Origin of the sequence: Nocardioides sp. TF02-7, assembly GCF_022437945.1 — a bacterium.
Lineage (GTDB): Bacteria > Actinomycetota > Actinomycetes > Propionibacteriales > Nocardioidaceae > Nocardioides.
The window spans coordinates 2015946-2040295 of the sequence record NZ_CP092535.1; the positions used below are offsets into that span (position 1 = coordinate 2015946).

Consider the following 24350-nt stretch of genomic DNA (forward strand, 5'->3'; position numbering starts at 1 on the left):
CGTGGCGCGCCGATTCCGGCGTCGTGGCGCACGGGTGTCACCACGACGCCGGATTCGAGCAACCACGAGGCACGACTCAACCCACCACGAGACACGATTCGACCAACCACGAGGCCCGATTCAACCCACCACGACACCCGATTCGACCGGTAGGAGCGAGATGAGCGAGTTGCCGATGGTGGTCCCGGAGCCGGGGCTGCCGGAGCGGGTGACGATCTACGAGGTCGGGCCGCGCGACGGGCTGCAGAACGAGGCGTCGTCGGTGCCGACCGAGGTCAAGGCCGAGTTCGTACGACGGCTGGTCGCGGCGGGTCTGCCGGCCGTGGAGGCGACCAGCTTCGTGCACCCGCGATGGGTGCCCCAGCTCGCCGACGCCGCGGACCTGATGAGCGGGCTGGTCGCCGAGCTCGGTGACCGGGCCCGCGCGCTGCCGGTCCTGGTGCCCAACGAGCGGGGCCTCGACCGTGCCCTCGAGCTCGGCCTGCGGCACGTGGCGGTCTTCGCGTCGGCCACCGAGACGTTCGCGAGCAAGAACCTCAACCGCGGCCTGGAGACGCAGTTCGAGATGTTCGGGCCGATGATGGCGCGCGCCCGCGACGCCGGCGTCGAGGTCCGCGGCTACGTCTCGATGTGCTTCGGCGACCCGTGGGAGGGGCCGGTGCCCGTCGAGCAGGTCGTCACCGTCGGCCGCCGGCTGCTCGACCTCGGCGCCGGCCAGCTCAGCCTCGGCGACACCATCGGCGTCGCGACCGCCGGCCACGTCCGCGCGCTGGTCGCCGCGTTCGGCGAGGCGGGCGTCGGTCCGGAGCGGCTCGCCCTCCACTTCCACGACACCTACGGACAGGCGCTCACCAACGTGCACGCGGGGCTCCAGGCCGGCGTGACGACGTACGACGCCTCCGCCGGCGGTCTGGGCGGCTGCCCGTACGCGAAGAGCGCGACCGGCAACCTCGCCACGGAGGACCTGGTGTGGTTCCTGACCGGCCTGGGGATCGAGCACGGCGTCGACCTGTCCGCGGTGGTCGGCGCGAGCACGTGGATGGCGGGGCACCTGGGGCGGCCGAGCCCGTCGGCGGTGGTCAGGGCGCTCGGGTGACCCGATCCCGGGGCTGACAGAATCGCGCCCATGACCAGGGTCGTCCGCCTCCACATCGGTGCGCCGAAGACGGGGACGACCTACATCCAGACCCGGCTCGGCCTCAACGCCCGCACCCTCGCCGACCACGGTGTCCACTTCCCGTCGACGTCGCGGCTGGCGCGGCCGGAGCTCTCGCAGTTCCGGGCCGCGCTCGACCTCACCGAGCAGGACTGGGGCGGCCCGCCGGGGCACGCCGACGGCGCGTGGGACGCGCTGATGAAGCGCACCCGCCGGCTCGACGGCAACGTGGTCATCAGCCACGAGATCCTCGCGCCGGCGTCCGCGAAGGCGATCCAGCGGGCGATGGCCGACCTCGCCGGCAGCGAGGTGCACGTCGTCTACTCCGCCCGCGACCTCGCGCGCCAGCTCGCGGCCGCGTGGCAGGAGAGCGTCAAGCAGGGCCGCGCGTGGACCTTCCGCAAGTTCATCCGGCGCTCCAAGCAGGGCAAGCCGTTCATGATGCAGGCCTTCGACATCCCCGACGTGCTCTCGGCGTGGGGCGTCGGCGTGCCGCCGGAGCGGATCCACCTCGTCGTGGCGCCGACCCGGCGCGAGAGCGGCGAGGGCCGGGAGGACACGTTGTGGACGCGGATGTGCCAGGCGCTGGGCATCGACCCGGCCTGGGCACCGATCGACAGCGAGGCGACCAACGAGTCGCTCGGCGTCGCCGAGACCCAGGTCCTGCGCCACCTCAACCACGCGCTCGGCCGCCGGGTCGCCCGCGAGGGTGAGTACGACGAGCTGTTGCGGCGGATGGTGGCCGAGGGCTCGCTGTTCCACGGCCGTTCCGACCCCCGTGCGGCTCCGGCCGCAGGACTACGACTGGGTCGAGGAGGTCACCGAGCGCTCGCTGGAGTGGGTGGTGGCGAGCGGGATCGACGTGATCGGCGACCTCGACGAGCTGCGGCCACGGCGGCCGGAGCCGGACGAGGTGTGGGTCAACCCCGATCGGGTGCGCAAGGGGCAGGTGCTGCGCGCCGCGGTCGCCGCGCTCAGCAGCATGACCGCGGAGGCGGCGCGCCGGCCCGACCCGGAGGGCATGGTCAAGCGGGCGCGGCGGGAGATGCACCGCCGGATGACGCACTGACGGTCGCGGCTGGGCCCGGCTGGGCCCCGCAGTCAGGCGGTCTCGCGGGCGGCCGACCGGGGCAGGAACTCCCGGTCGGCGTACCTCCCGACCTTCCAGGTGCTGTAGCCGTCGGAGCCTGCCCCGACCACGCCGCCGACCAGCGGCACCCGCCGGCCGACCGTGGTGGCGAGCCGCCGCCCGACCACGCGGCTGACGAGGTCGCTCGCCACCGCGTTGGTGATCGTCCGGTCGAGCCCGGGGTCGTGCTGGGGTGCGGTGGCCAGCGCCATCGGCGGCGCGGGCAGCTCGAGCTTCTTCACCATCCGGCGCACCGACTCCTCGCCGAGCACGGTCACGAGGATCGCGTTGCGCACGCGAGGGTCGTCGAGGTCGTAGCCGCGCAGGTGGGCGATCCCTGCGACCATCCGGCATTGGATCAGCGCCAGCCCGGTGATGTTGGCGGGCGCGACGACCGCCGCCGTCACCAGCCCGCCGAGGTTGGTGACGAACCCGCCGAGCCCGGCGTACCGCACGTGGTTCTCGATCAGCTCCCGGACGCCGCGGTCGACGTCGCCGTCCTGCTCCCGCAGCTGGGCCTCGGCGGCGCGCGCCGCCGGCGGCAGCGGACCGACGCCGGCGATCGCGCGGTTGAGCGCCTCCCGCACGAAGGAGGAGGTCATCCCGGGCGCGAGCTCGGTGAGCCGGGGAACGGCCCGGCGGACCGCCTCGACGGCGAGGCCCCGCTTGACGTTGCTGCGCATACCTTGATCGTAGGGTCTCCCCGATGAGCCACCCTGGGCCGGTCGAGCCGCCGCCGACGCCGTGGGACCTGCCCTCCCGCGAGCAGGTCGCCGCGTTCGACGGCGACGACGACCTGGTCGCCGTGGGCGCCGACCTCGCGCCGGGCACCGTCCTGGCCGCCTACCGCCGCGGCCTGTTCCCGATGCCCGAGCCGGCCCGGTTCCGGCTCCCGGGGAGGGCTGCACCGCCGACCATCGGCTGGTGGAGCCCGGCCCGCCGCGGCGTCCTGCGCCTCGACGGCCTGCACGTCTCGCGGTCGCTGCGGCGCTCGGTGCGCGACTTCGAGATCCGCGTCGACACCGCGTTCGACGAGGTGGTCGCCGGCTGCGCCGACCCGCGCCGGCCCGGCGGCTGGATCGACGACGGCATCCGCGCGGCGTACGCCGAGCTCCACCGGCTCGGCTGGGCGCACTCGGTCGAGGCCTGGCAGGACGGCCGGCTCGCCGGGGGGCTCTACGGCGTCGCCATCGGCGGCCTGTTCGCCGGCGAGTCGATGTTCCACCGCGTGCGCGACGCCTCCAAGGTCGCTCTCGTCGGCCTGGTCGAGCTGCTCTCCGACGCGCACGCGGCACAGCGGCTGATCGACGTGCAGTGGTCGACCCCGCACCTGGCGAGCCTCGGCGTCGAGGAGCTCCCGCGGCGGGCCTACGTCGACCGCCTGCCCGCACTGTTCACCGTCCCGACGCCCGAGGGACTCCTGCGGTCCGACGGCTGATGCGCGGACGGGGGAGGGTGGTCGTGCATAGTTCGCCGCCCGGGCGGGTAGGAGCGTCCGGTCCGGCTCCCACGAGCCCTCCCCGAGCACCCGGGCCCCCGGGTGACATGAAAGGAAGCTGCATGACCCGCATCAAGCGTCCCTTCGCCGCGGCCGGCGCCGCCGTCCTCCTCGCGCTCTCGCTGAGCGCGTGCGGCGGCGCGCCGACCGACGCCTCGAAGTCCGAGTTCTGCGAGGTGATCAACGACGACTCGGCGCTGGGTGACCTCGACTTCGAGAACCCCGACGAGGAGGCGTTCGTCGACGCGATCAAGGAGCAGGCGGAGAAGATCGAGGAGGTCGGCACGCCGGAGGACATCCCCGACGACGCGCGCGAGGGCTTCGAGATCCAGCTCGAGGCGATCAACGACCTCGACGCCGACGACATCGACTTCGAGTCCGACGAGGACCCGCTGGCCGACCAGCTGTCCGACGACGAGAAGGACAAGGTCGAGGCCTTCACCGAGTACGAGACCGAGACGTGCGCCGACGAGGGCACCGAGGAAGGCATCGAGTGACCTGAGCTCCGCTCGCTGCACCCGGCTCGCACGGCCGGCCCCGTACGTCGGGGCCGGCCGTCGCCGTCCCGGGGGTACGACGGACAGGCCCGTGCCATCATGGCCGGGATGTCCGCCACCCGCCGCGCCCTGCTCCTCCCGGGCCTGCTGCTCGCCGCGCTGCTCGCGACCGGCTGCAGGTCCGACGACGAGCCCCCCGCGCGCGACGCCGGCTCCACGTCGAGCCCGGCGCCCACCGACAGGACCGAGACCGGCTCCAACCCCACCTCCGACGCCACCGACCCGGGCGACCCCAGTGACGCAGCCTCCGGGGAAGCGACCGCAGAGACCACCGAGGGGGCGACCGACGGTTCGTCCGACGACGACCCGGGCCCGGCCGAGCGCGACCTGCGCACGGACCTGCCGACCGGGCTGCACGGCATGTGCGTGGCCTACGCCGAGATGGTCGACGGGGTCGACGCCATCGACGGCGGCCAGGACCTCGACGCCCTCGCGGTCGAGATGACCGGGGTGATGAAGCAGTGGGCCGCGAAGGTGCCCGGGCTCGAGCGGCCGCAGGACATGAGCGCCGCGACCTGGCGCGGCATCGGGACGCTCGCGGAGCGCATCCGCGCCCTCCCCCGACGAGCCGACGATGGCGGAGCTGGAGGACGTCGAGAGCGGCCTGAGCCGCGAGGAGCGGGCCGCCGTCGCCGACGCGAGCAGCTGGTTCAGCACGACCTGCGGGATCTCCTGACCGCTCGGGCGGAGCCGCCCGGGCGGGCTAGCCGACGTACGGCGGCGCGCCGGTCTCGCTCACCATCGGCCGTCCGGCGGCCTGCCAGTCGAGCATGCCGCCGGCCAGGTTGACCACGTCGTGCCCCTGCCCGCCCAGCCAGGCGACCGCCTGAGCGGAGCGCCCGCCGGCCTTGCACACGACGAGGGTCTGGCCCTCGGGCACCTCCGCCGATCGGGCGGGCAGCTCGCCGAGCGGGATGTGGAGGGCGCCGTCGATGTGGCCGGCCTGCCACTCGTCGGGCTCGCGCACGTCGAGCACGGTCAGGCCCTCGGGCAGCGGGTGGGGGACGCCGTCGACGGTGACGGTGGGAACGTGGTGCATCAGGGGTCTCGTCTCACTTGAGGAGCTTGCTCAGCCGGCGGTCGGCGAGCGGCTTGCCGCCGGTCTGGCAGGTCGGGCAGTACTGCAGGCTGGAGTCGGCGAACGACACCTCGCGGACGGTGTCGCCGCAGACCGGGCACGGCTGGCCGGTGCGGCCGTGGACGGCGAGGTGTGACTTCTTCTCCGCCTTGAGCTCGCTGGCGGCCAGGCCGCGGGAGCGTTCGACGGCGTCGCCGACGGTGTCCTTGATCGCGCGGAACAGCGTGGTGAGCTCGTCGTCGGTGAGGCTGTTGGCCGGCTTGAAGGGGCTCATCCGCGCGGCGTGCAGGATCTCGTCGGAGTAGGCGTTGCCGATGCCGGCGATGGTGCCCTGGTGGCGCAGCACGCCCTTGATCTGCTTGCGGCCCTCGACCTGCAGGATCTGGGCCAGGGAGTCCTGGGTGAACCCGTCGTCGAGCGGGTCGGGCCCCAGCCGGGCGATGCCCTCGACGTCGGCGGGGGAGCGGACGAGGTAGAGGGCGAGCGACTTCTTGGTGCCGGCCTCGGTGACGTCGAGACCGGGCGTGAGGCCGTCCTGCTCGTCGAGCACGACCCGCACGGCGAGGGTGGACTTCGAGCTCGGCCGGGGTGGCAGGGCCGGCACCTCGTCCTTCCAGCGCACCCAGCCGGCCCGGGCGAGGTGCAGCACCAGGTGGAGGCCGGAGGCCTCGATGTCGAGGAACTTGCCGTGGCGCCGGACGTCGTCGACGAGGGCGCCCTCGATCGCCGCCAGCGGCGGGTCGTAGGTCTTGAGCGCGCTGAACGCCGCCACGTGGACCTTGGTGATGGCGCGGCCGGCCAGCCGGCCCCGCAGGTCCAGGGCCAGCGCCTCGACCTCGGGCAGCTCGGGCACGCGGCCAGTCTAGGAGGCGCCACCCCCCGCAGCCCTACGCTGACGACCATGGCGGTGACGCTGCGACCGGTCGAGGAGCACGAGGTCGCCGCCGTCCAGCAGGTGATCGAGTCCGACCCGGCGTACGTCGAGCGGGTCACCGGGCTGCCGCCGGGCCCGGCCGACGCCCAGAGCCTGCTGCTGATGCGCCCGCCGGACCTGCCCGCGGACCGCAAGACCGTCTACGGCGTCCGCGACGCCCGGGAGCCGGGGACGCTGCTCGGGCTGGTCGACGTGCTCCGCGGGCACCCCGACGAGGCCACGGCGTACGTCGGCCTGCTCCAGGTCCGCGGCGACCGCCAGGGGAGGGGATCGGCCGGGCGGCCCACGACGCGCTGCTCGCCGTGGTCCGGGGCTGGCCCGGGATCCGCACGCTCCGGCTCGCGGTGGTCGCCACCAACCGCGACGTCGCCGAGCCGTTCTGGCTGGCGCTGGGCTACCGCCCCGTCGGCGACCCGGTGCCCTACCGCTACGCCGACCTCGAGACCACCGCCCAGCGCTACGAGCTCCCGCTCGGCTGACGGGTCTGGCGCCGGAGCCGCCGACGGCGGAGAATGAGGACGTGCCCGCCGTACGACCGCTGCCGCGGACGGGGTCGGTCTTCCTCGACGCCCGTGGTGACGACCGTGCGCTCCGGGTGGCCTGGCACGACGAGGCCGACCTGGTGGTCGTGTCCCTGTGGCACGGCAACGTGTGCACGGCGACGTTCCGGCTCGCGGCGGCCGACGTGCCCGACCTGGTCGACACCCTCGTCGACGCGCTGCGTCACCGCGTGCGGACGGTCGCCGACGCGGGCTGACGACCGGCCGACGGGGCCGACGACCCGGCTCACCGCGCGACCAGCAGCACGCTGAGCACGATCCAGCAGACGAGGCCCACCAGGCCCAGGCCGATCGCGAACCGGGCGGCCGGCCGCAGCGCCGGGTCGGGCACCGCGCCGCCGGCGCGGGAGGCGAGCACCCGGATGGCTCCGGGGAACAGGCCGCCGATCGTGACGGCCAGCGCCACGACCCAGGCGAAGAACAGCGGGTCCATGCCGGTCCCGTACCCGGTTCGCCGCCGGGGGAACGGTGCGACCCCCGGATCTCCGACACGCTAGCCATGTCTAGGGGAAGCGCTAGAGAGGCCGATACTGTCCGAGCGTGGACCCGATCCGGAACCCCTACGCGCCCGGCGCCGGCCAGCGGCCGCCCGAGCTGGCCGGCCGCGACGAGCAGCTCGCGGCGTTCGACGTCGTGCTCGAGCGGGTCGCCCGCGGCCGCCCGGAGCGCAGCCTGGTGCTCACCGGGCTGCGCGGCGTCGGCAAGACGGTGCTGCTCAACGCGCTCCGCTCGGCGGCGGTGCGCAAGGGGTGGGGCACGGGCAAGCTCGAGGCGCGGCCCGACCAGTCGCTGCGCCGCCCGCTCGCGAGCGCGCTGCACCAGGCCGTCCGCGAGCTCGGGCACCCGAGCCAGGAGGAGGCCGACCACGTGCTCGGCGTCATCCGGTCGTTCGCGCAGCGCGAGGCGGGAGCCGACGCGAAGCTGAAGGACCGGTGGAGCCCCGGCATCGACGCGCCGGCGGTGCGCGGACGCGCCGACTCCGGCGACGTCGAGATCGACCTGGTCGAGCTGCTCACCGACGTCGGCGGCCTCGCCGCCGACAAGGGCTCGGGGTCGCCGTGTTCGTCGACGAGATGCAGGACGTCGGCCCGGCCGACGTCTCCGCGCTCTGCGCCGCCTGCCACGAGCTGAGCCAGACGGGGCTGCCGGTGATCGTCGTCGGCGCGGGGCTGCCCCACCTGCCCGCGGTGCTGTCGGCGAGCAAGTCCTACTCGGAGCGGCTGTTCTCCTACCAGCGGATCGACCGGCTGCCGCGGGAGGCGGCGGACCGGGCGCTCGCCGCCCCCGCCGCCGAGGAGGACGCCGCCTACGACGACGCCGCCCTCGCCGCGATGTACGACGCCACCGGCGGCTACCCGTACTTCATCCAGGCCTACGGCAAGACGGTGTGGGACCTGGCGCCGCGCTCCCCGATCACCGCCGCCGACGTCGCCGTCGCCGCCCCGGAGGCGGAGCGCGAGCTCGCCGTCGGGTTCTTCGGCTCCCGCTTCGAGCGGGCCACGCCGGCCGAGCGCGACTACCTGCGGGCGATGGCCGACGCCGCGGCGGACCTGGGCCACGACCCGGTCGGCGCGGTCGCGACCGCCGACGTGGCCGCCGTGCTCGGCAAGAAGCCGCAGTCGCTCTCGCCCGCTCGCGACAGCCTGCTGAAGAAGGGGCTCATCTACTCCGGCGAGCGCGGCCGGATCGCCTTCACCGTCCCCCCACTTCGGCCGCTACCTGCGCAGCCACGGCTGACGGTCTGTCCCCGTGCGGGCGCCGCTCACCACGCGCCCATGTCGGTGGACAGCCAGTGCTCGGGACGCATCGTGATGACGACCTGGGCGCCGAGGTCGGACGCCGCGAACCCGACGTACCGCTCCAACGCCTCGCCGGAGAGGTACCGCGCGGCGATCGTGCGCAGGTCGTCGTCGGTGGCCGGTCGGGTGGCGCTGACCGGCCCTTCGACGGACACGTAGCGCACGGTCGGCTGGAGGCGGTGGACGAGGAGCGTGAACCGGCCGGCCTCGGCGATGCGGGCGGCCTTGCGCGACCCGGCGCCGGTAAGGACCCATGGCTCGCCGCCGGGCTCGTAGTGGTAACAGATCGGCACCGCCAGCGGGCCGCGGCCCGGCTCGGCGACCGAGATGGTGGCGACCTGGGGCTCGGCGAGGAGCTGCTGTCTTTCCGTGTTCGAGAGTGCCATGGCCGGGGACGCTAGGAGGCGGCACCGACACCGGCGGAGCGCGCCGGAGCGGTTCGCCTCCGCGCGGCGATAACCGGTTGGTGGCGGCGTCGACGATCCGTAGACTCGCCCCATCATGTGGATCCACGGCTGACTCCGACTCGCGTCCGCGGCACCGCCCGGCGAGTCCTCCACCGTCGCGAAGGACCCGCATGTCAGCCCCCACCGGCCACCCCGCCCACCCCGCCCACACCGGCCCTGCTGCCCTCATCGCCCGCGACCTCGGTGTCGGCTTCCCCGACCGGCCGGTCCTGCAGGGCATCGACCTCGTCGCCCAGCCGGGCCGCCGGATCGCCCTCGTCGGCGAGAACGGCGCCGGCAAGTCGACCCTGCTGCGGGCGCTGGCCGGCACGCTGCCGCCCCGCGCCCAGGTGACCGGCGAGGTCGCCCGGCCCGACGACCTCGTGCTGCTCAGCCAGGAGCCCCCGTTTCGCGACGACGACACGGTCGGTGACGTGCTGGCGCTGACCCTCCGCCCGCTGCGCGAGGCCGTGGCCGCGGTCGAGCGGCTGGCCGGGCAGGTGGCGGATCCCGCCGTGGCGGAGGAGTACGCCGCCGCGCTCGACTTCGCCCTCGACCACGACGCCTGGGACGCCGACCGGCGGGCGCTCGCCGCGGCCGAGCGACTGGGGCTCGGAGCGCTCGACCACGGGCGACGGGTCGGCAGCCTCTCCGGCGGGCAGCGCACCCGGCTGGCGTTGGCCACCCTGATGACCCGCCGACCGCGCTGCCTCCTGCTCGACGAGCCGACCAACCACCTCGACGACGAGGCGATCGGCGTCCTCGTCGGGTTCCTCCGCGACCTCCCGGGCGTGGTGGTGCTCGCCAGCCACGACCGGGTGTTCCTCGACGAGGTCGCCACGGACCTGTTCGACCTCGACCCGACGGCGTTCGGCACCGACGGCCGCGGCGGCCGCCGGTTCGGCGGCGGGTGGACGGCGTACGAGCAGGCGCGCCGCGACGCCCGGCGCCGGTGGGAGGAGGCCTACGCCGCCCAGCAGGAGGAGCTCGACCGGCTGCGCGCGGCGACGGCGATCGGGACCGGCGCGGTCGCACCCGGCCGCGGGCCGCGCGACAACGACAAGTTCATCCACGCGTTCAAGGGCGCCAACGTCGACCGGGCTGTCGCCCGCCGCAAGAAGGACGCCCAGCGTCGCCTGGAGGCGGCCGAGCAGGACCAGGTGCGCAAGCCGCCCGAGCGGTTGCGGCTGCGGGTGACCCTGACCGCCGCCGCCTCGGGCGGTCGCGTCGTCGTGGCCCGCGACCTCGAGGTCGCGGGTCGGCTGCGGGTGCCGCGGCTCGACGTGGCGGGCGGCGAGCACCTGCTCGTCACCGGCGAGAACGGTGTCGGCAAGTCCACGCTGCTCGGCGTCCTCTCCGGACGGCTGCGGCCGACCGGTGGCCGCCTCGACGTCGCCGCGGCCCACTGCGTGGAGCTGGAGCAGGACCCGGTCTTCCCCAGCCCCGGACGCTCGGCGCTGGCGACCTACCGCGACCTGGTCGGGGAGGTCGTCGCCGAGCAGCACCCGCTGCGCGGCCTCGGCCTGCTGCACCCCCGCGACCACCAGCGGCCGGTCGGCCTCCTCTCGGTGGGGCAGCGACGCCGGCTGGCGCTGGCGGCGGCCGTCGCCACCGGTCCTGACCTGCTGCTGCTCGACGAGCCGACCAACCACATCTCGCTGAGCCTGGTCGGCGAGCTGGAGGAAGGCGCTGGCGGCCAGCCCCGGCACCGTCGTCGTCGCCTCGCACGACCGGTGGCTGCGCCGGCGGTGGGAGGGGGCGGAGCTCACGCTGACCCGCGACCCGGTGCGCCCTCAGCCGACCGGGTAGTTGCTGCGGAACCTGCCCTCGGGGTCGTGGCGCCGCTTGACCGCACGCAGCCGGTCGAGCGCCGCCGGGCCGAACGCCGCCTCCACGCCCTCGCCCGGCGTGAGGAAGGTGAACGGCTTCCGCCCGCTCACCGCTGCCCCCAGGGCGTCGACGACCGCTGCCTGGCGGGCACGGACCTCCGTGGCCACCGCGGGGGTCGTGGGGATGCCGAGCAGGTAGACCGCGAACGGCTCCTCGAGCGCTCCGTGCGGGGGAGTCGGACGGGCGGGCGAGGGCACCGCCGAGCTGGCGCACCTGCAGCGCGAGCAGCGGGGCGAGCGGCTCGGCCAGCAGCGCCGCGGCGGTGTCGTCGTCGAGGACCCGCAGCAGCTCGGCGCGGGACGCCCCCGGCGAGGGGTCGGTCGGCTCCGCCGTGACCGACCCGAGCTCGTCGACCGCGAGGGGCCGGCGGCCGTCGCCGAGCCGCCCGGCCACCCGGTCGAACGGTGCCAGCAGCGCCTCGCCTCCCGCCTTGTCGCCGAGGTACGTCGCGTCGACGGCGACCATCGGCTCGGCGCCGGGGAAGTGCAGCAGCTCCCACCACAGCGTCAGCTCGTCGGGCGCGGTCGCGACGACCTCGCGGAACGTGCCGAGCAGGTCGGCGGCAGCGGCCGCCGGCCAGGTCATCCGGCCGCCGTAGAGTGCGGGCGCCGGGTGCAGCTCCAGCTCGAGGCCGGTCACGAACGCGAAGTCGCCGCCACCTCCCCGCAACGCCCAGTACAGGTCGGGGTCGTCGTCGCGCGTGACCCGGCGGGCGACGCCCTCGGCGTCGACGACGTCGAGGGCGACCACCGCGTCGGCGGCCCAGCCGTGCCTGCGGCCGAACCAGCTCAGGCCGCCCCCGAGCGTGTAGCCGGTGACGGTGACGACCGGTGAGCTGCCCGCCAGCCCGGTCAGGCCGTACGGCGCCACCGCGGCCTGCAGCTCGCCCCAGGCCACGCCGGCGCCCACCCGGGCACGCCGGCGTCCCGGGTCGACCTCGAGGCTCCGCATCCGGTGGGTGCGCACGAGCACGGTGTCGGCGGTGTTGCCGGAGGCGCCGTGACCGCTGGCCTGCGGCGCGAGGGTCAGGCCGGCGTCGCGTGCCGCCCGGACGAGGGCGACGACGTCGTCGGGCCCGGTGGGCTCCACGACGGCGAGCGGTGACTGGCGGACAGCCAGGTTCCACGCCCGGCTGCGGACCGGGAAGTCGGCGTCGTCCGCGGTGAGCACCGGGGCGGTGGTGGCGGCGCGGAGCTGGTCGAGGTCGTTCATGGGTCTCCTCCCGGGGCTCAGGCGGTCGGCCGGAGCTGGGTCGTGATGCCGGCGATGTTCCAGGTGTTGATCGTGCCGACGGCCAGCAGCAGGTCGGCGCGGCGTTCGTCGCCGAGCAGTCGCCCGGCCGTCTCCCAGAGATCGTCGGGGACGGCACCGACACCGCCCGTGAGGATCTCGGTGAACGCCAGCGCCACGCGCTGCTCCTCGTCGAAGAGCGGACTCTCCTGCCATGCGGCGACGCCGTGGACGGTGCGGGCCGGGAGTCCCTGCTGCTCGAGGTGGGCGGAGTGCAGGTCGACGCAGTAGGCGCAGCCGTTGAGCTGCGAGGCGCGCAGGTTGACGAGGTCGTGGAGCACCGGGCCGAGGGAGTCCCTCAGCCGGCGGTCGAGCGCGACGAGGTGCCGGTAGGACTCCGGGGAGGCCTGGCGGACGGGGGTGCGGTGCATGGGCGGTCCCTTCGTTAACTGGATGTTCAATGTCCGGATTTGGTGGTGCGCAGAGCCGTCCTCGGCGGGTGCCGCGAACGGGTCAGGCCCGCTGGAAGTGGCGCCGGGCGTCCTGGCGGATCGAGTGCGCGACGTCGGCGGAGAGGTCGGCCACGGTGGTCGCCGCCAGCTCGCGGCGCCACGCGAGCTCGGCCTGCCGCATCGCGTGCGCGATGGAGCAGGGCCTGCGGAAGTCGCGAGCGGGCCGGTCGGCGTTCATGCCCTGCTGCCGGATCTCGGTGCAGACGAACGCCTCGGTGGTCCCCTCGATCGCGGCCACCAGGTCCATCAGCGTGATCTGGTCGGCCGGTCGGGCGAGCCGGATGCCGCCGTGCTTGCCCGCCACCGACTCGGTGATGCCGGCGCGGGAGAGCGCCTGGACCTGCTTGCCGAGGTAGGGCGCCGGCAGGTCATAGCTCTCCGCCAGCCGTGCGACGGAGACCGGCGCCGGGTCGTCCTCCTGCAGCCAGTGGAGCAGCAGCACGACGTGGGCCGCCCACTCGACGCCCTCGCTCATCCGCATGCTCCACCTCCTAACCCGGACAACGTATATCCGGATAAGGCGGGTCCGCAAGGTCAGCCCGGCCGGCGCGCGGACACCACCGTCGCGCCGACCTCCTCGCGGCGGTGCGCCTCGCCGGCCAGGCCGGCGGCCTCGAACGCCGCGACCGCCGCGGAGGCCTGGTCGGTCCCCGTCTCGACGAGCACCTCGCCGCCGGGTGCCAGCCAGCCGGGAGCGGCGGCCGCGAGCCGGCGTACGACGTCGAGCCCGTCGGCGCCGCCGTCGACCGTGGCGCGCGGCTCGTGCTCGCGCGACTCCGGCGGCATCAGCGCGACCGCGTCGGTCGGGACGTAGGGGCACGTTGGCGACCAGGACGTCGACCCGCCCGCGCAGCCGGCGGGGGAGCGGCGCGTCGAGGTCGCCGAGGTGCACGCGGCCGCCGACCGGCGCGAGGTTGCGGCGCGCGCAGGCGACCGCCGCCGGGTCCACGTCGGCCGCGTGCAGCTCGGTGCCGGGGCGCCGCCGCGCGAGCACCAGCCCGAGCGCGCCCGACCCGCAGCACAGGTCGACGACGACGCCGCCGGGGCGCAGGCGCTCGGTCGCCAGGTCGAGGAGGTACGCCGTCCGCTGCCGCGGCACGAACACGCCGGGGTCGACCGCCACCCGGACGCCGCACAGCTCGGCCCAGCCGAGGAGGTGCTCCAGCGGCTCGCCCGCGACCCGGCGGTCGACGAGCGCTGCGAGCTCGGCGCCGCTCGCCGCGCTCAGCAGGAGACGGGCTTCGTCCTCGGCGAAGACGCAACCGGCTCCGCGGAGCCGTTCGACGAGCTGATCGACGAGCTGATCGACGAGCCGGGCGACGAGCCGGTCGGGCTCGTCGCGGGCGTCGGTCGTCGGGTCGGCCACAGCCGGGAGCCTACGGCCGGCTGGCCGATCACGATCCCACCGAGCACGAGGGCCGTGCCCGCCACCTGCACCGCGCCGAAAGCCTCGCCGGCGAGCACCACGCCCACGACCGTGCCCGCGACCGGGTTGAGGAGCCCGACCAGGCTGACCGCCGCCGCGGGCAGGCGGCGCATGCCGCGGAACCAGACGGCGTAGGCGAGCGCGGTGCCGACCAGCCCGATGAACAGGTAGCCGCCGACGGCGGGGGCGTCGATCTCGGGCGGCCCGCCCTCGACGAGCAACGCCACCGGCGCGAGCACCAGGCCGCCTGCCACCAGCTGCCAGGCGGTGAACGTGACGAGGTCGACCGGCGGCTGCCACCGCTTGACCAGCACGCTCCCGACCGAGAACAGGGTGACCGCGCTGAGCGACGCGGCGACGCCGAGCGCGTCGACCGCGAAGCCGGCCCGGAGCACGAGCAGCGCCACGCCGGCCGCGCCGAGCGCCGCACCGACGAGGGCGTTGGCGCGCGGCCGCTCGGCGACGAGCGCCCACGCGACGAACGCGACCACGACCGGCGAGGTCGCGGTGAGGGTCGCGGCCAGGCCGCCGGGGAGGCGGTAGGCCGCGAGGAAGATCAGCGGGAAGAACGCGGCGATGTTGATGGTTCCGAGCAGGAGGGAGCGCCACCACCAGCTGCCTCGCGGCAGCCGGGGCCGGAAGGCCAGGAGGAGCAGCCCGAACGGCAGCGCGCGGACCGCCGCCGAGAACAGCGGCCGGTCCTCGGGCAGGTAGGTGGCGGTCACGTAGTAGGTCGAGCCCCAGGCCACCGGCGCGATGGCGGCCGCGGCGAGCACCGACGTCCGTCCGGCCAACTTGTCTTCCATGGAAGATAAAATAGCTTCCGCGTCAGATATATTCCAGTCCATGGACCACGTCGGCCGGATCATGGAGCAGTGGGAGCGGGAGCGACCCGACCTCGACCCGAGCCCGCAGGGCGTGATCGGCCGACTGCACCGGCTGGCGGCGCGGCTCACCGAGGAGCTGGTGGCGGTCTACGCCGAGTTCGGGCTGGGCGAGGGCGAGTTCGACGTCCTGGCGACGCTGCGCCGGAGCGGGTCGCCGTACGCGTTGAGCCCCACCGAGCTGGCCGCCTCGACGATGGTGACCTCCGGGGCCGTCTCGAAGCGGGTCGACCGCTGCGAGCGGCAGGGCTGGGTGGTGCGCGAGGCCGACGCCCACGACGGCCGCGGCCGGCTCGTCGCCCTGACCCCCCGCCGGCCGCCGGCTCATCGACGACGCCTTCACCGCCCACCTCGCCAACGAGCACCGCCTGGTCGGCCTGCTGTCGGCCACCGACCGCCGGTTGCTCGCCGACGCCCTGCGGCGCTGGGGCGAGGCGCTCGACCGGTACGACGGGCAGCCGGCGCCCTGAGCCTCCGGTCGACTGATCCGCCGCAGGCTGATCCGCCCACGGCAGAACCGCTTGGCTCGGCCCCGACCGCCGACGACCGTGGAGGGCATGACCAGCAACGCACCCGAGCGACCGCTCGGACCCATCGACGACCAGCTCACGTCGCGCCTCCTGCAGCAACGCATCATCGTGCTCGGCCAGGAGGTCGACGACCCGATCGCCAACCGGATCTGCGCCGCCCTGCTGCTCCTGTCGGCCGAGGACCCCCACCGCGACATCAGCCTCTACATCAACAGCCCCGGCGGCTCGGTGTCCGCGGGGCTGGCGATCTACGACACGATGCGGATGATCCCCAACGACGTCAGCACCCTCGCGATGGGCAACGCCCTCAGCATGGGGCAGTTCCTGCTCTCGGCCGGCACGCCCGGCAAGCGGTACGCGCTCCCGCACGCCCGGGTGCTGATGCACCAGGGGTCGGCGGGGATCGGCGGCACCGCCATCGACATCGAGATCCAGGCCGAGAACCTCGAGCACACCAAGAACGTCGTGCTCGGGCTGATCGCCGAGCACACCGGCCAGCCGGTGGACAAGATCGAGCGCGACGCCCGCCGCGACCGCTGGTTCACCGCCCAGGAGGCGAAGGACTACGGCTTCGTCGACGAGATCGTGACCGAGGTGCGTGCGGTCGGGCCGACCCGGCCCACCGTGGCGTTCGGGCGGCCGTCATGAGCCAGTACACGATCCCCAGCGTCGTGGAGAAGACCCTGCACGGCGAGCGGGCGGTCGACATCTACTCCCGGCTGCTGAGCGACCGGATCGTCTACATCGGCACCGAGATCGACGACGGCGTCGCCAACGTGGTGATCGCGCAGCTGCTCTTCCTGGAGGCGGAGCAGCCGGACAGCCCGATCAACCTCTACCTGAACTCACCGGGCGGCTCGGTCACCGCGATGCTCGGCATCTACGACACGATGCAGTTCGTGCGCTCGCCGATCGCGACCACCTGCATCGGCCAGGCCGCGTCGTCGGCCGCCGTGCTGCTGGCCGCGGGCGAGCCGGGCCGGAGGTCGGTGCTGCCGCGGTCGCGCGTGATCCTGCACCAGCCGTCGGGCGGCGGGCAGGGGACGCTGCCGGACCTGGCCGTGCAGGCGAAGGAGATCGTCCGGCTGCGCAGCCAGATGGAGCAGGTCCTCGCCCGGCACACCGGCCAGTCGGTCGACCGGTTGCGCGCCGACACCGACCGCGACCTGATCCTCGACGCCGACGCGGCAGTGGCCTACGGGCTCGCCGACGAGGTGCTCCTGTCGCGCAAGGCTGTGGTCGGCGCCGGACTCACGCCTGGGGCATGAGCGCCCACGCGACGAGGTAGGCGATCGCAGGGGTGCCGAAGCCGAGGACCACGGCGGCGACGAGGAGGATGCGCAACAGGTTGGAGTCGATGCCGAGGTAGGCGGCGAAGCCGCCGCAGACACCGCCGACCATCTTGTCGGCGCGGGTACGGACGAGGCGCCGAGGGGCGCTGGACGGGTGGTAGGGCTCGTAGCTGCTCATGGCTCCATCGTGCGTCGCCGCGGCGCGCCGGGACATCGGGAACGACCCTGGCCGCCCCCTGACCGTGCCCCGACCCGGGGCGGGCCTGCGCGGTCAGGCGGCGAGGCAGACCGGACCGTCGAGGCGGCGCGACACCCGCAGGGTCAGCTCGGCCAGCCGTAGCCCGAGCGCCCCGGCGACCGCCGAGAGCACCTCCGAGCTGGGCTCCTTGCGGCCCCGCTCCACCTCGGAGAGGTACTGGACGGAGATGCCGGCCCGCTCGGCCACGTCGGACAGCGTCCGGCCGCGAGCGTGCCGCTCCTCGCGCAACGTCTCGCCGGCGGCCTCACGCCACAACGGCTCCACCTCGGGGAGCGGGCCGTGCCTTCTCGGGAAACCTGATCACCTCGCCCATGGACCGAACCTAGGACCAGGGGTGACCTGCGCAACAGCGTGTTCGCTCCCGGCGGAACGGCCGCTGGGCCAGACTGGGGCACATGCGGCCGCAGGTCGTCGCCCACCGCGGCGCCAGTCACGAGATCGCCGAGCACACCCTGGCGGCGTACGTCGCCGCTCTCGACAACGGCGCCGACGCGCTCGAGTGCGACATCCGGCTCACCGCCGACGGGCACCTGGTGTGCGTGCACGACCGCACGCTGCGGCGTACGGCCGCGAGCAGGGGCCTGGTGTCGACCATGGACCTGGCCGAGCTCAACGAGCTCGACTTCGCCACCTGGAAGAACCCGTGGGCCGACCTCGACGACGAGGCGCCCGACCGCGACGAGTCGCTCGACGGCGTGCTGACGCTCCGCAAGCTGCTCGAGACGGTGGCCGACTACGGCCGCCGGATCGAGGTGGCGATCGAGACCAAGCACCCGACGCGGTACGGCGGCCTCGTCGAGAAGCGGTTGGTGGAGATGCTCCGCGACTTCGGCTGGCACCACGCCGGCGCGCCGGTGCGGGTGATGAGCTTCTCGTTCACCGCGCTGCAGCGGGTGGAGCGGCTGGCGCCGGAGGTGCAGCTGGTGCAGCTCGTCGACAAGCCGTCGTACTGGCCGATGCTGCGCCGGGTCGTCGGCCGCGACTGGGTGCTAGGACCCGGGATCTCGCTGCTGCGCGACCACCACCGGGTCGTGGAGAGCATGGCCCGCCGCGACCGGCAGCTGCACGTGTGGGTGGTCAACCACGAGTCGGACCTCGAGCTGTGCCTCCGGCTCGGCGTCCGCGCGGTGATCACCGACCGCCCGTCGCACATCCTCGACCTGCTCGAGCGACGCGAGCGCCCGGCCGGATAGGTTCGGCCCCATGGGCAAGAAGAACCGCACCAGGACCCGGGCCGCCGGTGACGAGACGACCCCCGGGGAGGTCGGGCCGCGGCAGCCCTGCCCGTGCGGGTCGGGCAAGCGCTACAAGGCCTGCCACGGGGCGCCGGGCGGCGGCACGGTGTTCGTCAAGCGCCCGTTCGACGGCCTCGCCGCCGAGTGCGACCTGGTCGCGCTGCGCGAGCTGGTGCCCGCCGCCACCGCGCCGCTGCGGCTGCAGGGCGAGCACGCGGACCGCGAGGTGCGGCTCTGCACCCCTGCTCCCGATGGCCGCACCCGCGATGGTGCGCGACAGCGGCGAGGTCTGGCTGGGCCTGCAGGTGCAGCACAACTTCGGCGACCCGTCCCGCGACCTCGCCGCCGTGCTGCTCGCCGCGCTCGACGCCGAGCCGGGCACGCCGATGGTCGGCCTGACCGAGCCTCCCGCCGCGGGCCCCCGTCTGCAGGACCTCCTCGTCGACGAGCCGCTCGACGTCACCGTCCACGAGGGCTTCGACTTCTGGGTCTCCGACGTCGACGACGACGAGTCGGGCGAGGTCGCCGCCGCGCTGGAGCAGGCGCAGGGAGCGGCCTCGCCGACCGCCAAGCTCGCCTCGGTGCCGTCGGCGTACTGGACCCGGATGGGCGAGAAGGAGTTCCTCCGCTGGGTGATGCCCGAGCCGGAGGACGACCTACTCGACGCCTTCGCCCGCCTGCACGTCGCCGGTGACGACCGGGTCGTCGAGGGAGCCCGCCTGATCGGCATGTTCCGCGCCCACGGCCTGCTCGCCCCCGTCTGGGAGCTCCCCGACGGCACCGGCGTCGAGGGCGTCGAGGACGGCGCCGCCGAGATCCGCAGTCGCCTCGACCGGGCCCTCGCCGCCGACGCCGACCTCACCACCGAGGAGCGCTCGGCCCGCGCCGGCCTCGCCAACCGGCAGGTCACCATCCGCTGACGTCGGCTGAGGTCGGACGCCCCGGTCGCTTCTGCCGGTGCGCTCTACGTCGGGCCGCGCGGGGACGTCATACGGACGGAGGGCGATCGCCCTCGGGACGTATGACGTCCGCGGCTGCTGGAGTTCCTGAGCGCCGGTCAGCCGCCCATCCGGGCCTGCGCGACCTCGACGAGCGCCTGGTGGAAGCTGGGCATCTCGGCGTCGAGCTGGCGCACGGTGGCGTCGGTCAGGTGGATCGTGTCGAGGGGCGTGAGCGCGACCACGGTCGCGTTGCGCAGCTTGTGGCCGACGATCGCGGCCTCGCCGACGATGTCGCCGGGGCCGAGCTGCGCGACCTCGGCGCCGTCGCGCCGGACGGAGACGGTGCCGTCGAGGATGATGTAGGCCTTGTCGGCGGGGGTGTCCTCCCAGATCGGGGACCAGCCCTCCGGGAGCTTCACGCGGCGGCCGGCGCCGCTGATCCGCGCCACCTCCTGCGGGGTGAAGTGCTCGAAGAACGTTGCCATGCCTGACCCTTTTCGCCGGTCTCCCCCATGAGCGCGGCCGCGCGCTGCCGCGACCCCTATCGACAACTCCGTTCAGCCCAGAGGGTCACGGGCGACGGGGCAGCTCATGCACCGCGGGCCGCCGCGCCCGGAGCCCAGCTCGGAGCCGGCGATCCTGATCACCTCGATGCCGGCGTCCTCGAGCCGGCTGTTGGTGCCGTCGTTGCGCTCGTAGGCCACGGCCAGCCGTGGTGCGAGGGCGAGCGTGTTGTTGCCGTCGTCCCACTGCTCCCGCTCGGCGGTGACCGGGTCGAGGCCGGTGTCGATCTGGTGCAGCGTGTCGAGCTGCATCGCCTTCGCGGCCGCAACGAGGAACGGCTCGGGCTCCGCGACGGCGAGGTCAGGGGCCGCCGGGTCGCTGCCGGGCTGCGGCGTGACGGCGTACGCCGTCAGGGTGTGCGCGATGTTGGGGTACATCACGACCTTGTCGACGTCGACCATCGTGCAGACCGTGTCGAGGTGCATGGTCGCCCGCTCCTGGGCGATCGGCACGACCAGCACGGTCTCGGCGAGGCCGGTGTCGAAGACCTGCCGGGCGAACCGCTCGGCGCCCGCGGGGGTGGTGCGCTCGCCGACGCCGACCGCGATCACGCCGGGGGCGAGGAGCAGCACGTCGCCGCCCTCGACGTGCTCGAAGTGGTGGCCGAGGATCCGCTCGGTCGCGGAGAACCGCGGGTGGTGGCGGTAGATCAGCTCGGTGAGCTGCGTCTCGCGCTTGCGGGCCGGCATGGCGAGGGAGGTGATCGCGACCCGGTCGCGCACCCACACCGAGGAGTCGCGGGTGAAGAGCAGGTTGGGCAGCGGGTCGACGAGGAACGCGTCGAACGCGAGCAGCTTGGTCACCAGCCCGAACCCGCCGCGCACCTCGTCGTTGCGGATGCCGGCGGTGAGGTGGCCGGTCAGCTCCTCGGGAGTGGCGTCGTCGAGGAACCCCTGCAGGTAGCGGCGCATCGTGTCGCCGAGGTCGAGGTTGGCGAGGGTCGTGTCGACGGCAACCTGCCGCGCCTCGACGTCGCCGAGCGTCTCGGCGAGCAGCTCGGTCAGGTAGAGCACCTCGACGTCACGGTCGCGCAGCGCCTGCGCGAACGCGTCGTGCTCCTCCTGGGCCCGGGAGACCCACGGGATGCCGTCGAAGAGCAGCCGGTCGTTGTTGCGCGGGGTCAGCCGGCGCAGCTCGTCGCCGGGGCGGTGCAGCACGACGGTGCGCAGCTGCCCGACCTCGCTGTCGGCGCCGGGGGACGGAGGGTTCGCCACCATGCGGGCACTGTAATCGGGCCCACGGCGGCGGCGACGGTCCGGCAGCGACGGCGAGGCGAAGTTAGGCTAGCCTTCCCTTGTGACCGCGACGACGAGCGACGTCGGAGCGTCCGCCGAGGTCCGTACGGCGCCCGGCCGCGGACGCGTGCCACGGCGCGCGCGCTCGACGCGAGTGGTGGCGGCGCTCGTGGTGCTCGGCGTGCTGCTGGTCGCGGTGCTGGTGAGCCTGATGGTCGGCCGCGAGCCGCTGTCGGTCGGCCGGGTCCTCGCGGGGCTGGCCGGCGACGACCACGCCGCCCGCGACATCGTGCGCGGCCTGCGTCTCGACCGGACGCTGGTCGCGCTGACGGTGGGCCTGGCCCTGGGTGCCGCTGGCGCCCTGATGCAGGCGCTGACCCGCAACCCGCTCGCCGACCCCGGCCTGCTCGGTGTCAACGCCGGTGCGGCGGCCGCCGTGGTCACCGGCATCGCGTTCCTCGACGTCACCGAGCCGCGGGCGCAGATCGGGTTCGCCCTGGTGGGTGCGGCGCTGGCGTCGGTCGTGGTCTACGTCCTCGGCTCGGGCGGCCGTGCCGCCGCCACGCCGATGCGGCTGGCGCTCGCGGGCGCGGCGCTGACCGCGGTGCTGACGGCGTACGTCAACGGCGTCGCGCTGAGCGACCAGCGCAGCTTCGACACCATGCGGTTCTGGGTCGTCGGCTCGGTGGTGAGCCGGGAGATCTCGGTGCTCGTCGACGTGCTCCCGTTCCTGGTGGCCGGAGCCGTCCTCGCCCTGTGCGTGGCCCCGAGCCTCAACGCGATCGCCCTCGGCGAGGACACCGGAAGGGCGCTCGGCGCCCGGCTCGGGCGCACCCGGGTGCTCACCGCGGTCGCGATCACCCTGCTCTGCGGCGCCGCGACCGCCGTCGCCGGCCCGATCGGCTTCCTCGGCCTCACCGTCCCGCACGTCGCGCGGTTCCTCGCCGGGCCGGACCAGCGGTGGGTGGTCCCGCTCTCGATGGGCCTCGCGGCGACCCTGCTGGTGGCCGCCGACACCGTCGGCCGGGTGGTGACCGGCCACCGCGAGATCGAGGCCGGCGTGATGACGGCGTTCATCGGTGCCCCCGTGTTCATCGCGCTCGTCCGACGTCGACGGCTGGTGCACCTGTGACCACGCTGCTGTCCACTCCTCGCTACCCCGTCGGCGTGCTGCGGGTCGGCCGGCTCTCCGTCGCCGTGCCGCTGCGCCCGCTGGTCGTGTGCCTCGGGCTCGTGGTGGCGGTCGTGGGCGCCGGCACCGCGTCGTTGGTGCTGGGCGAGGTCCAGGTCGGCCTGCCGCGGGTGTGGCTCACGCTCACCGGCGAAGGGCTGCCGATCGAGGAGCTGATCGTCCAGGACTACCGGCTGCCGCGGGTGTTCCTCGGCGTGCTGGTCGGCGCCGCGCTCGCCATGTCGGGTGCGCTGTTCCAGACGATCACCCGCAACCCGCTCGGCAGTCCCGACGTGATCGGCTTCGAGGCCGGCGCCGCCAGCGGTGGGCTGGTGGCCCTGCTGGCGCTCGACACCGGGCTGCGCGGCGCCGCCGTCGGCGCCGTCGTGGCCGGTGCGCTGACGGCCGGGCTGGTCTACCTGCTGGCGATGCGGGGCGGGGTCGACCCGTTGCGGCTGGTGCTCGTCGGCATCGGGGTCGGGGCGATGCTGCTGTCGCTCAACGCGCTGATGATCACCAGCTCGACGGTCTACGACGCCCAGGCGGCCTCGGTGTGGCTGGTCGGCAGCCTCGAGGGCTCCGACTGGTCGGCCGTGCGGCTGCTGGCCGTGGCCGTGGTCGCGGGCGGTGCGGCAGCGCTGCTGCTGTCGCGGCCGCTGCGGATGGCCGAGCTCACCGACGACTCCGCCGCGGGGCTCGGGCTCGCGACCGGCCGGGTCCGGTTCCTCGCCGTGGCGGTCGGCGTACTGCTCTCGGCGGTGGCCGTCGCGGCCGCGGGGCCGGTCGCCTTCATCGCGCTGTCGGCCCCGCAGGTGGCGCGCCGGCTCACCCGCGCCGGCGGACCCAACCTGGTCGCGTCGGCGCTGACCGGCGCCCTGCTCCTCGTGCTCGCCGACCACGCCGCCCGCGAGCTGTTCCAGCCCCGCTTGGTCGCCGTCGGCGTGATGACCGGGCTGGTCGGCGGCCTCTACCTGGCGTGGCTGCTCACCCTCGAATGGCGGAAGGGGCGCCTGTGACCATCCCTCGCACCATCCCGACCCGGGCGCCGGGCGTCGGTGCCGACGAACCGGCCGGGCCGGAGGTCCCGCCGTCCGGCAGCCCGCTCGTCGCCGACCGGGTGACCCTCGGCTACGGCGCCCGGCAGATCACCACCGACCTCGACCTCGCGGTTCCGGCGGGCTCGTTCACCGTGGTCGTCGGCGCCAACGGCTGCGGCAAGTCCACGCTGCTGCGGGGCCTGGCCCGGCTGCTCGCCCCCAGCGGCGGCACGGTGCACCTCGACGGCAAGGACATCCACCGCTACCCGTCCAAGGAGGTGGCCCGGCGCCTCGGCCTGCTGCCGCAGGCCCAGGTCGCGCCCGACGGGATCACGGTGGCCGACCTGGTCTCGCGCGGCAGGTACCCCCACCAGCGGCTGCTGCGCCAGTGGTCGGCCGAGGACGAGGAGGCGGTGCGTGAGGCGATGGTCGCCACCGACACCCTGGGCCTCTCCGACCGGCTGGTCGACGAGCTGTCCGGGGGTCAGCGGCAGCGGGTGTGGCTGGCGATGGCGCTCGCCCAGCGCACCGAGATCCTGCTGCTCGACGAGCCGACGACGTACCTCGACATCGCCCACCAGGTCGAGGTGCTCGACCTGTGCGCCGGGCTGCGCACCGAGCGCGGCTACACGCTGGTCGCGGTGCTCCACGACCTCAACCTCGCCTGCCGCTACGCCACCCACCTGGTCGCGATGAAGGACGGCGCGGTCGTCGCCGAGGGCGACCCCACCGACGTCGTGACCGCCGACCTCGTCGCCGAGGTGTTCGGCCTGCCGTGCCGGGTGATCACCGATCCCGAGTCCCACACGCCGCTGGTCATCCCGCGGCACCACCACCAGAAGGAGAACCGATGACCCGCAGGACCCGCCGGGCGCAGCTCGCCGCCGGCACCCTCGCCGCGACGCTCGCGCTGGCCGCGTGCAGCGGCGACACCGACCCGGTCACCGAGGCCGACGACCCGGCGTCGACGGGCGCGAGCGCCCCGGC

The 24350-nt window shown here is 74.5% G+C and carries 30 protein-coding genes and 4 pseudogenes; 19 read left to right on the top strand and 15 right to left on the bottom strand.

Annotation, left to right across the window (positions count from 1 at the left end):
- Positions 1-160: 160 nt before the first annotated feature.
- Together MF408_RS10315 and MF408_RS10320 are read left to right on the top strand one after the other, a co-directional pair.
- Entirely contained in the window at positions 161-1096 is a 936-nt protein-coding gene (locus MF408_RS10315; protein ID WP_240251290.1) for a hydroxymethylglutaryl-CoA lyase, read from the top strand.
- 838 nt (positions 1097-1934) lie between these two features.
- Positions 1935-2225 carry a hypothetical protein gene (locus MF408_RS10320; protein ID WP_240251291.1) on the top strand — a complete coding sequence of 97 codons (291 nt, stop codon included), beginning with the start codon at positions 1935-1937 and terminating at the stop codon, positions 2223-2225.
- A gap of 32 nt (positions 2226-2257) precedes the next feature.
- Here MF408_RS10320 and MF408_RS10325 read toward each other — a convergent pair whose 3' ends face one another.
- The gene (locus MF408_RS10325; protein WP_240251292.1) at positions 2258-2968 is read right to left on the bottom strand and encodes an EcsC family protein; all 711 of its coding nucleotides are present in this window, start codon (positions 2966-2968) and stop codon (positions 2258-2260) included.
- Between the two features lie 23 nt (positions 2969-2991).
- Here MF408_RS10325 and aat point away from each other — a divergent pair, with 23 nt between their 5' ends.
- The 3 genes from aat (at position 2992) to MF408_RS10340 (ending at position 5129) form a co-directional block, all read left to right on the top strand.
- Positions 2992-3723, top strand: coding sequence for a leucyl/phenylalanyl-tRNA--protein transferase (aat, locus tag MF408_RS10330; protein WP_240251293.1), 732 nt, complete (start codon positions 2992-2994; stop codon positions 3721-3723).
- A gap of 122 nt (positions 3724-3845) precedes the next feature.
- On the top strand, positions 3846-4280 hold the full coding sequence (locus MF408_RS10335) for a hypothetical protein (RefSeq protein WP_240251294.1): 435 nt from the start codon (positions 3846-3848) through the stop codon (positions 4278-4280).
- Between the two features lie 108 nt (positions 4281-4388).
- On the top strand, positions 4389-5129 hold the full coding sequence (locus tag MF408_RS10340) for a hypothetical protein (protein ID WP_240251295.1): 741 nt from the start codon (positions 4389-4391) through the stop codon (positions 5127-5129).
- Here MF408_RS10340 and MF408_RS10345 read toward each other — a convergent pair.
- The 3 genes from MF408_RS10345 to MF408_RS10355 are packed head-to-tail and all read right to left on the bottom strand — an operon-like array spanning position 5044 to position 6559.
- Positions 5044-5379: a rhodanese-like domain-containing protein gene (locus tag MF408_RS10345; RefSeq protein WP_240251296.1), complete on the bottom strand. Its 336-nt coding sequence runs from the start codon at positions 5377-5379 to the stop codon at positions 5044-5046. The two genes, MF408_RS10340 and MF408_RS10345, sit on opposite strands and share 86 nt — an antisense overlap.
- A gap of 13 nt (positions 5380-5392) precedes the next feature.
- Positions 5393-6271: a DNA-formamidopyrimidine glycosylase family protein gene (locus MF408_RS10350; RefSeq protein ID WP_240251297.1), complete on the bottom strand. Its 879-nt coding sequence runs from the start codon at positions 6269-6271 to the stop codon at positions 5393-5395.
- Positions 6272-6280: 9 nt separating this feature from the next.
- Positions 6281-6559, bottom strand: coding sequence for a hypothetical protein (locus MF408_RS10355; RefSeq protein ID WP_240251298.1), 279 nt, complete (start codon positions 6557-6559; stop codon positions 6281-6283).
- Positions 6560-6654: 95 nt separating this feature from the next.
- Between MF408_RS10355 and MF408_RS10360 the strand changes: the two genes are divergently transcribed.
- Positions 6655-6831, top strand: coding sequence for a hypothetical protein (locus MF408_RS10360; protein ID WP_240251299.1), 177 nt, complete (start codon positions 6655-6657; stop codon positions 6829-6831).
- Positions 6832-6872: 41 nt separating this feature from the next.
- Entirely contained in the window at positions 6873-7109 is a 237-nt protein-coding gene (locus tag MF408_RS10365; RefSeq protein WP_240251300.1) for a hypothetical protein, read from the top strand.
- Between the two features lie 29 nt (positions 7110-7138).
- On the opposite strand, the gene MF408_RS10370 is transcribed toward MF408_RS10365, so the two are convergent.
- Positions 7139-7345, bottom strand: a complete 207-nt coding sequence (locus MF408_RS10370; protein ID WP_240251301.1) for a hypothetical protein — start codon at positions 7343-7345, stop codon at positions 7139-7141.
- A 107-nt stretch (positions 7346-7452) separates the two neighbouring features.
- Here MF408_RS10370 and MF408_RS26850 point away from each other — a divergent pair.
- Positions 7453-8649: pseudogene (locus MF408_RS26850) on the top strand (ATP-binding protein).
- Positions 8650-8674: 25 nt separating this feature from the next.
- Here the strand turns inward: MF408_RS26850 and MF408_RS26855 are convergent.
- Positions 8675-9214: a pyridoxamine 5'-phosphate oxidase family protein gene (locus tag MF408_RS26855; RefSeq protein ID WP_345893893.1), complete on the bottom strand. Its 540-nt coding sequence runs from the start codon at positions 9212-9214 to the stop codon at positions 8675-8677.
- A 74-nt stretch (positions 9215-9288) separates the two neighbouring features.
- On the opposite strand from MF408_RS26855, the gene MF408_RS10390 reads away from it, so the two are divergent.
- Together MF408_RS10390 and MF408_RS10395 are read left to right on the top strand one after the other, a co-directional pair.
- On the top strand, positions 9289-11382 hold the full coding sequence (locus tag MF408_RS10390) for an ATP-binding cassette domain-containing protein (RefSeq protein WP_275693397.1): 2094 nt from the start codon (positions 9289-9291) through the stop codon (positions 11380-11382).
- A 277-nt stretch (positions 11383-11659) separates the two neighbouring features.
- Positions 11660-11881, top strand: a complete 222-nt coding sequence (locus MF408_RS10395; RefSeq protein ID WP_240251304.1) for a hypothetical protein — start codon at positions 11660-11662, stop codon at positions 11879-11881.
- Between the two features lie 395 nt (positions 11882-12276).
- Here the strand turns inward: MF408_RS10395 and MF408_RS10400 are convergent, their stop codons facing one another.
- The 5 genes and pseudogenes from MF408_RS10400 to MF408_RS10420 all read right to left on the bottom strand — a co-directional run bounded on the left by MF408_RS10400 (position 12277) and on the right by MF408_RS10420 (position 15084).
- Entirely contained in the window at positions 12277-12708 is a 432-nt protein-coding gene (locus MF408_RS10400; protein WP_275693398.1) for a carboxymuconolactone decarboxylase family protein, read from the bottom strand.
- 82 nt (positions 12709-12790) lie between these two features.
- Entirely contained in the window at positions 12791-13270 is a 480-nt protein-coding gene (locus tag MF408_RS10405) for an Rrf2 family transcriptional regulator (protein WP_240251827.1), read from the bottom strand.
- A gap of 53 nt (positions 13271-13323) precedes the next feature.
- On the bottom strand, positions 13324-13575 hold the full coding sequence (locus MF408_RS10410) for a hypothetical protein (RefSeq protein ID WP_240252226.1): 252 nt from the start codon (positions 13573-13575) through the stop codon (positions 13324-13326).
- 58 nt (positions 13576-13633) lie between these two features.
- Positions 13634-13912, bottom strand: a pseudogene (locus tag MF408_RS10415) (methyltransferase); the annotation flags it as partial.
- 101 nt (positions 13913-14013) lie between these two features.
- Positions 14014-15084, bottom strand: a complete 1071-nt coding sequence (locus MF408_RS10420) for an EamA family transporter (protein WP_240251305.1) — start codon at positions 15082-15084, stop codon at positions 14014-14016.
- Here MF408_RS10420 and MF408_RS10425 point away from each other — a divergent pair.
- The 3 genes and pseudogenes from MF408_RS10425 to MF408_RS10435 form a co-directional block, all read left to right on the top strand.
- A pseudogene (locus tag MF408_RS10425) lies at positions 15083-15325 on the top strand (MarR family transcriptional regulator); the annotation flags it as partial. The gene MF408_RS10420 and the pseudogene MF408_RS10425 overlap by 2 nt on opposite strands.
- A 331-nt stretch (positions 15326-15656) precedes the next feature.
- Entirely contained in the window at positions 15657-16277 is a 621-nt protein-coding gene (locus MF408_RS10430; RefSeq protein ID WP_240251829.1) for an ATP-dependent Clp protease proteolytic subunit, read from the top strand.
- Positions 16274-16897, top strand: coding sequence for an ATP-dependent Clp protease proteolytic subunit (locus MF408_RS10435; protein WP_240251831.1), 624 nt, complete (start codon positions 16274-16276; stop codon positions 16895-16897). Before MF408_RS10430 ends, MF408_RS10435 begins: the two co-directional genes overlap by 4 nt.
- On the opposite strand, the gene MF408_RS10440 is transcribed toward MF408_RS10435, so the two are convergent.
- Positions 16881-17099 carry a PspC domain-containing protein gene (locus MF408_RS10440; protein ID WP_240251306.1) on the bottom strand — a complete coding sequence of 73 codons (219 nt, stop codon included), beginning with the start codon at positions 17097-17099 and terminating at the stop codon, positions 16881-16883. The two genes, MF408_RS10435 and MF408_RS10440, sit on opposite strands and share 17 nt — an antisense overlap.
- Positions 17100-17192: 93 nt before the next feature.
- Positions 17193-17444: a helix-turn-helix transcriptional regulator gene (locus MF408_RS10445; RefSeq protein WP_345893894.1), complete on the bottom strand. Its 252-nt coding sequence runs from the start codon at positions 17442-17444 to the stop codon at positions 17193-17195.
- 131 nt (positions 17445-17575) lie between these two features.
- Here MF408_RS10445 and MF408_RS10450 point away from each other — a divergent pair, with 131 nt between their 5' ends.
- The 3 genes and pseudogenes from MF408_RS10450 to MF408_RS10455 all read left to right on the top strand — a co-directional run bounded on the left by MF408_RS10450 (position 17576) and on the right by MF408_RS10455 (position 19335).
- The gene (locus tag MF408_RS10450; RefSeq protein ID WP_240251308.1) at positions 17576-18373 is read left to right on the top strand and encodes a glycerophosphodiester phosphodiesterase family protein; all 798 of its coding nucleotides are present in this window, start codon (positions 17576-17578) and stop codon (positions 18371-18373) included.
- 10 nt (positions 18374-18383) lie between these two features.
- Positions 18384-18596 (top strand): annotated as a pseudogene (locus MF408_RS25275) (DUF5926 family protein); the annotation flags it as partial.
- Positions 18597-18666: 70 nt separating this feature from the next.
- A complete protein-coding gene (locus MF408_RS10455; protein WP_275693399.1) occupies positions 18667-19335 on the top strand; it encodes a DUF5926 family protein in 669 nt (222 codons plus the stop codon).
- 137 nt (positions 19336-19472) lie between these two features.
- Here MF408_RS10455 and MF408_RS10460 read toward each other — a convergent pair whose 3' ends face one another.
- Together MF408_RS10460 and MF408_RS10465 are read right to left on the bottom strand one after the other, a co-directional pair.
- On the bottom strand, positions 19473-19841 hold the full coding sequence (locus tag MF408_RS10460) for a cyclic nucleotide-binding domain-containing protein (RefSeq protein WP_240251309.1): 369 nt from the start codon (positions 19839-19841) through the stop codon (positions 19473-19475).
- Between the two features lie 72 nt (positions 19842-19913).
- On the bottom strand, positions 19914-21137 hold the full coding sequence (locus MF408_RS10465; protein ID WP_240251310.1) for an arginine deiminase: 1224 nt from the start codon (positions 21135-21137) through the stop codon (positions 19914-19916).
- A 175-nt stretch (positions 21138-21312) separates the two neighbouring features.
- Between MF408_RS10465 and MF408_RS10470 the strand changes: the two genes are divergently transcribed.
- The 3 genes from MF408_RS10470 to MF408_RS10480 all read left to right on the top strand — a co-directional run bounded on the left by MF408_RS10470 (position 21313) and on the right by MF408_RS10480 (position 24217).
- Positions 21313-22287 (top strand): iron chelate uptake ABC transporter family permease subunit, encoded by a 975-nt coding sequence (locus tag MF408_RS10470; RefSeq protein WP_240251311.1) that lies wholly within the window; start codon positions 21313-21315, stop codon positions 22285-22287.
- On the top strand, positions 22284-23342 hold the full coding sequence (locus MF408_RS10475) for an iron chelate uptake ABC transporter family permease subunit (protein ID WP_240251312.1): 1059 nt from the start codon (positions 22284-22286) through the stop codon (positions 23340-23342). The genes MF408_RS10470 and MF408_RS10475 overlap by 4 nt, the downstream gene beginning before the upstream one ends.
- A 101-nt stretch (positions 23343-23443) precedes the next feature.
- Complete coding sequence (locus MF408_RS10480) at positions 23444-24217, top strand: ABC transporter ATP-binding protein (protein ID WP_240251833.1); 774 nt, start codon at positions 23444-23446, stop codon at positions 24215-24217.
- The last annotated feature ends 133 nt before the right edge of the window (positions 24218-24350 follow it).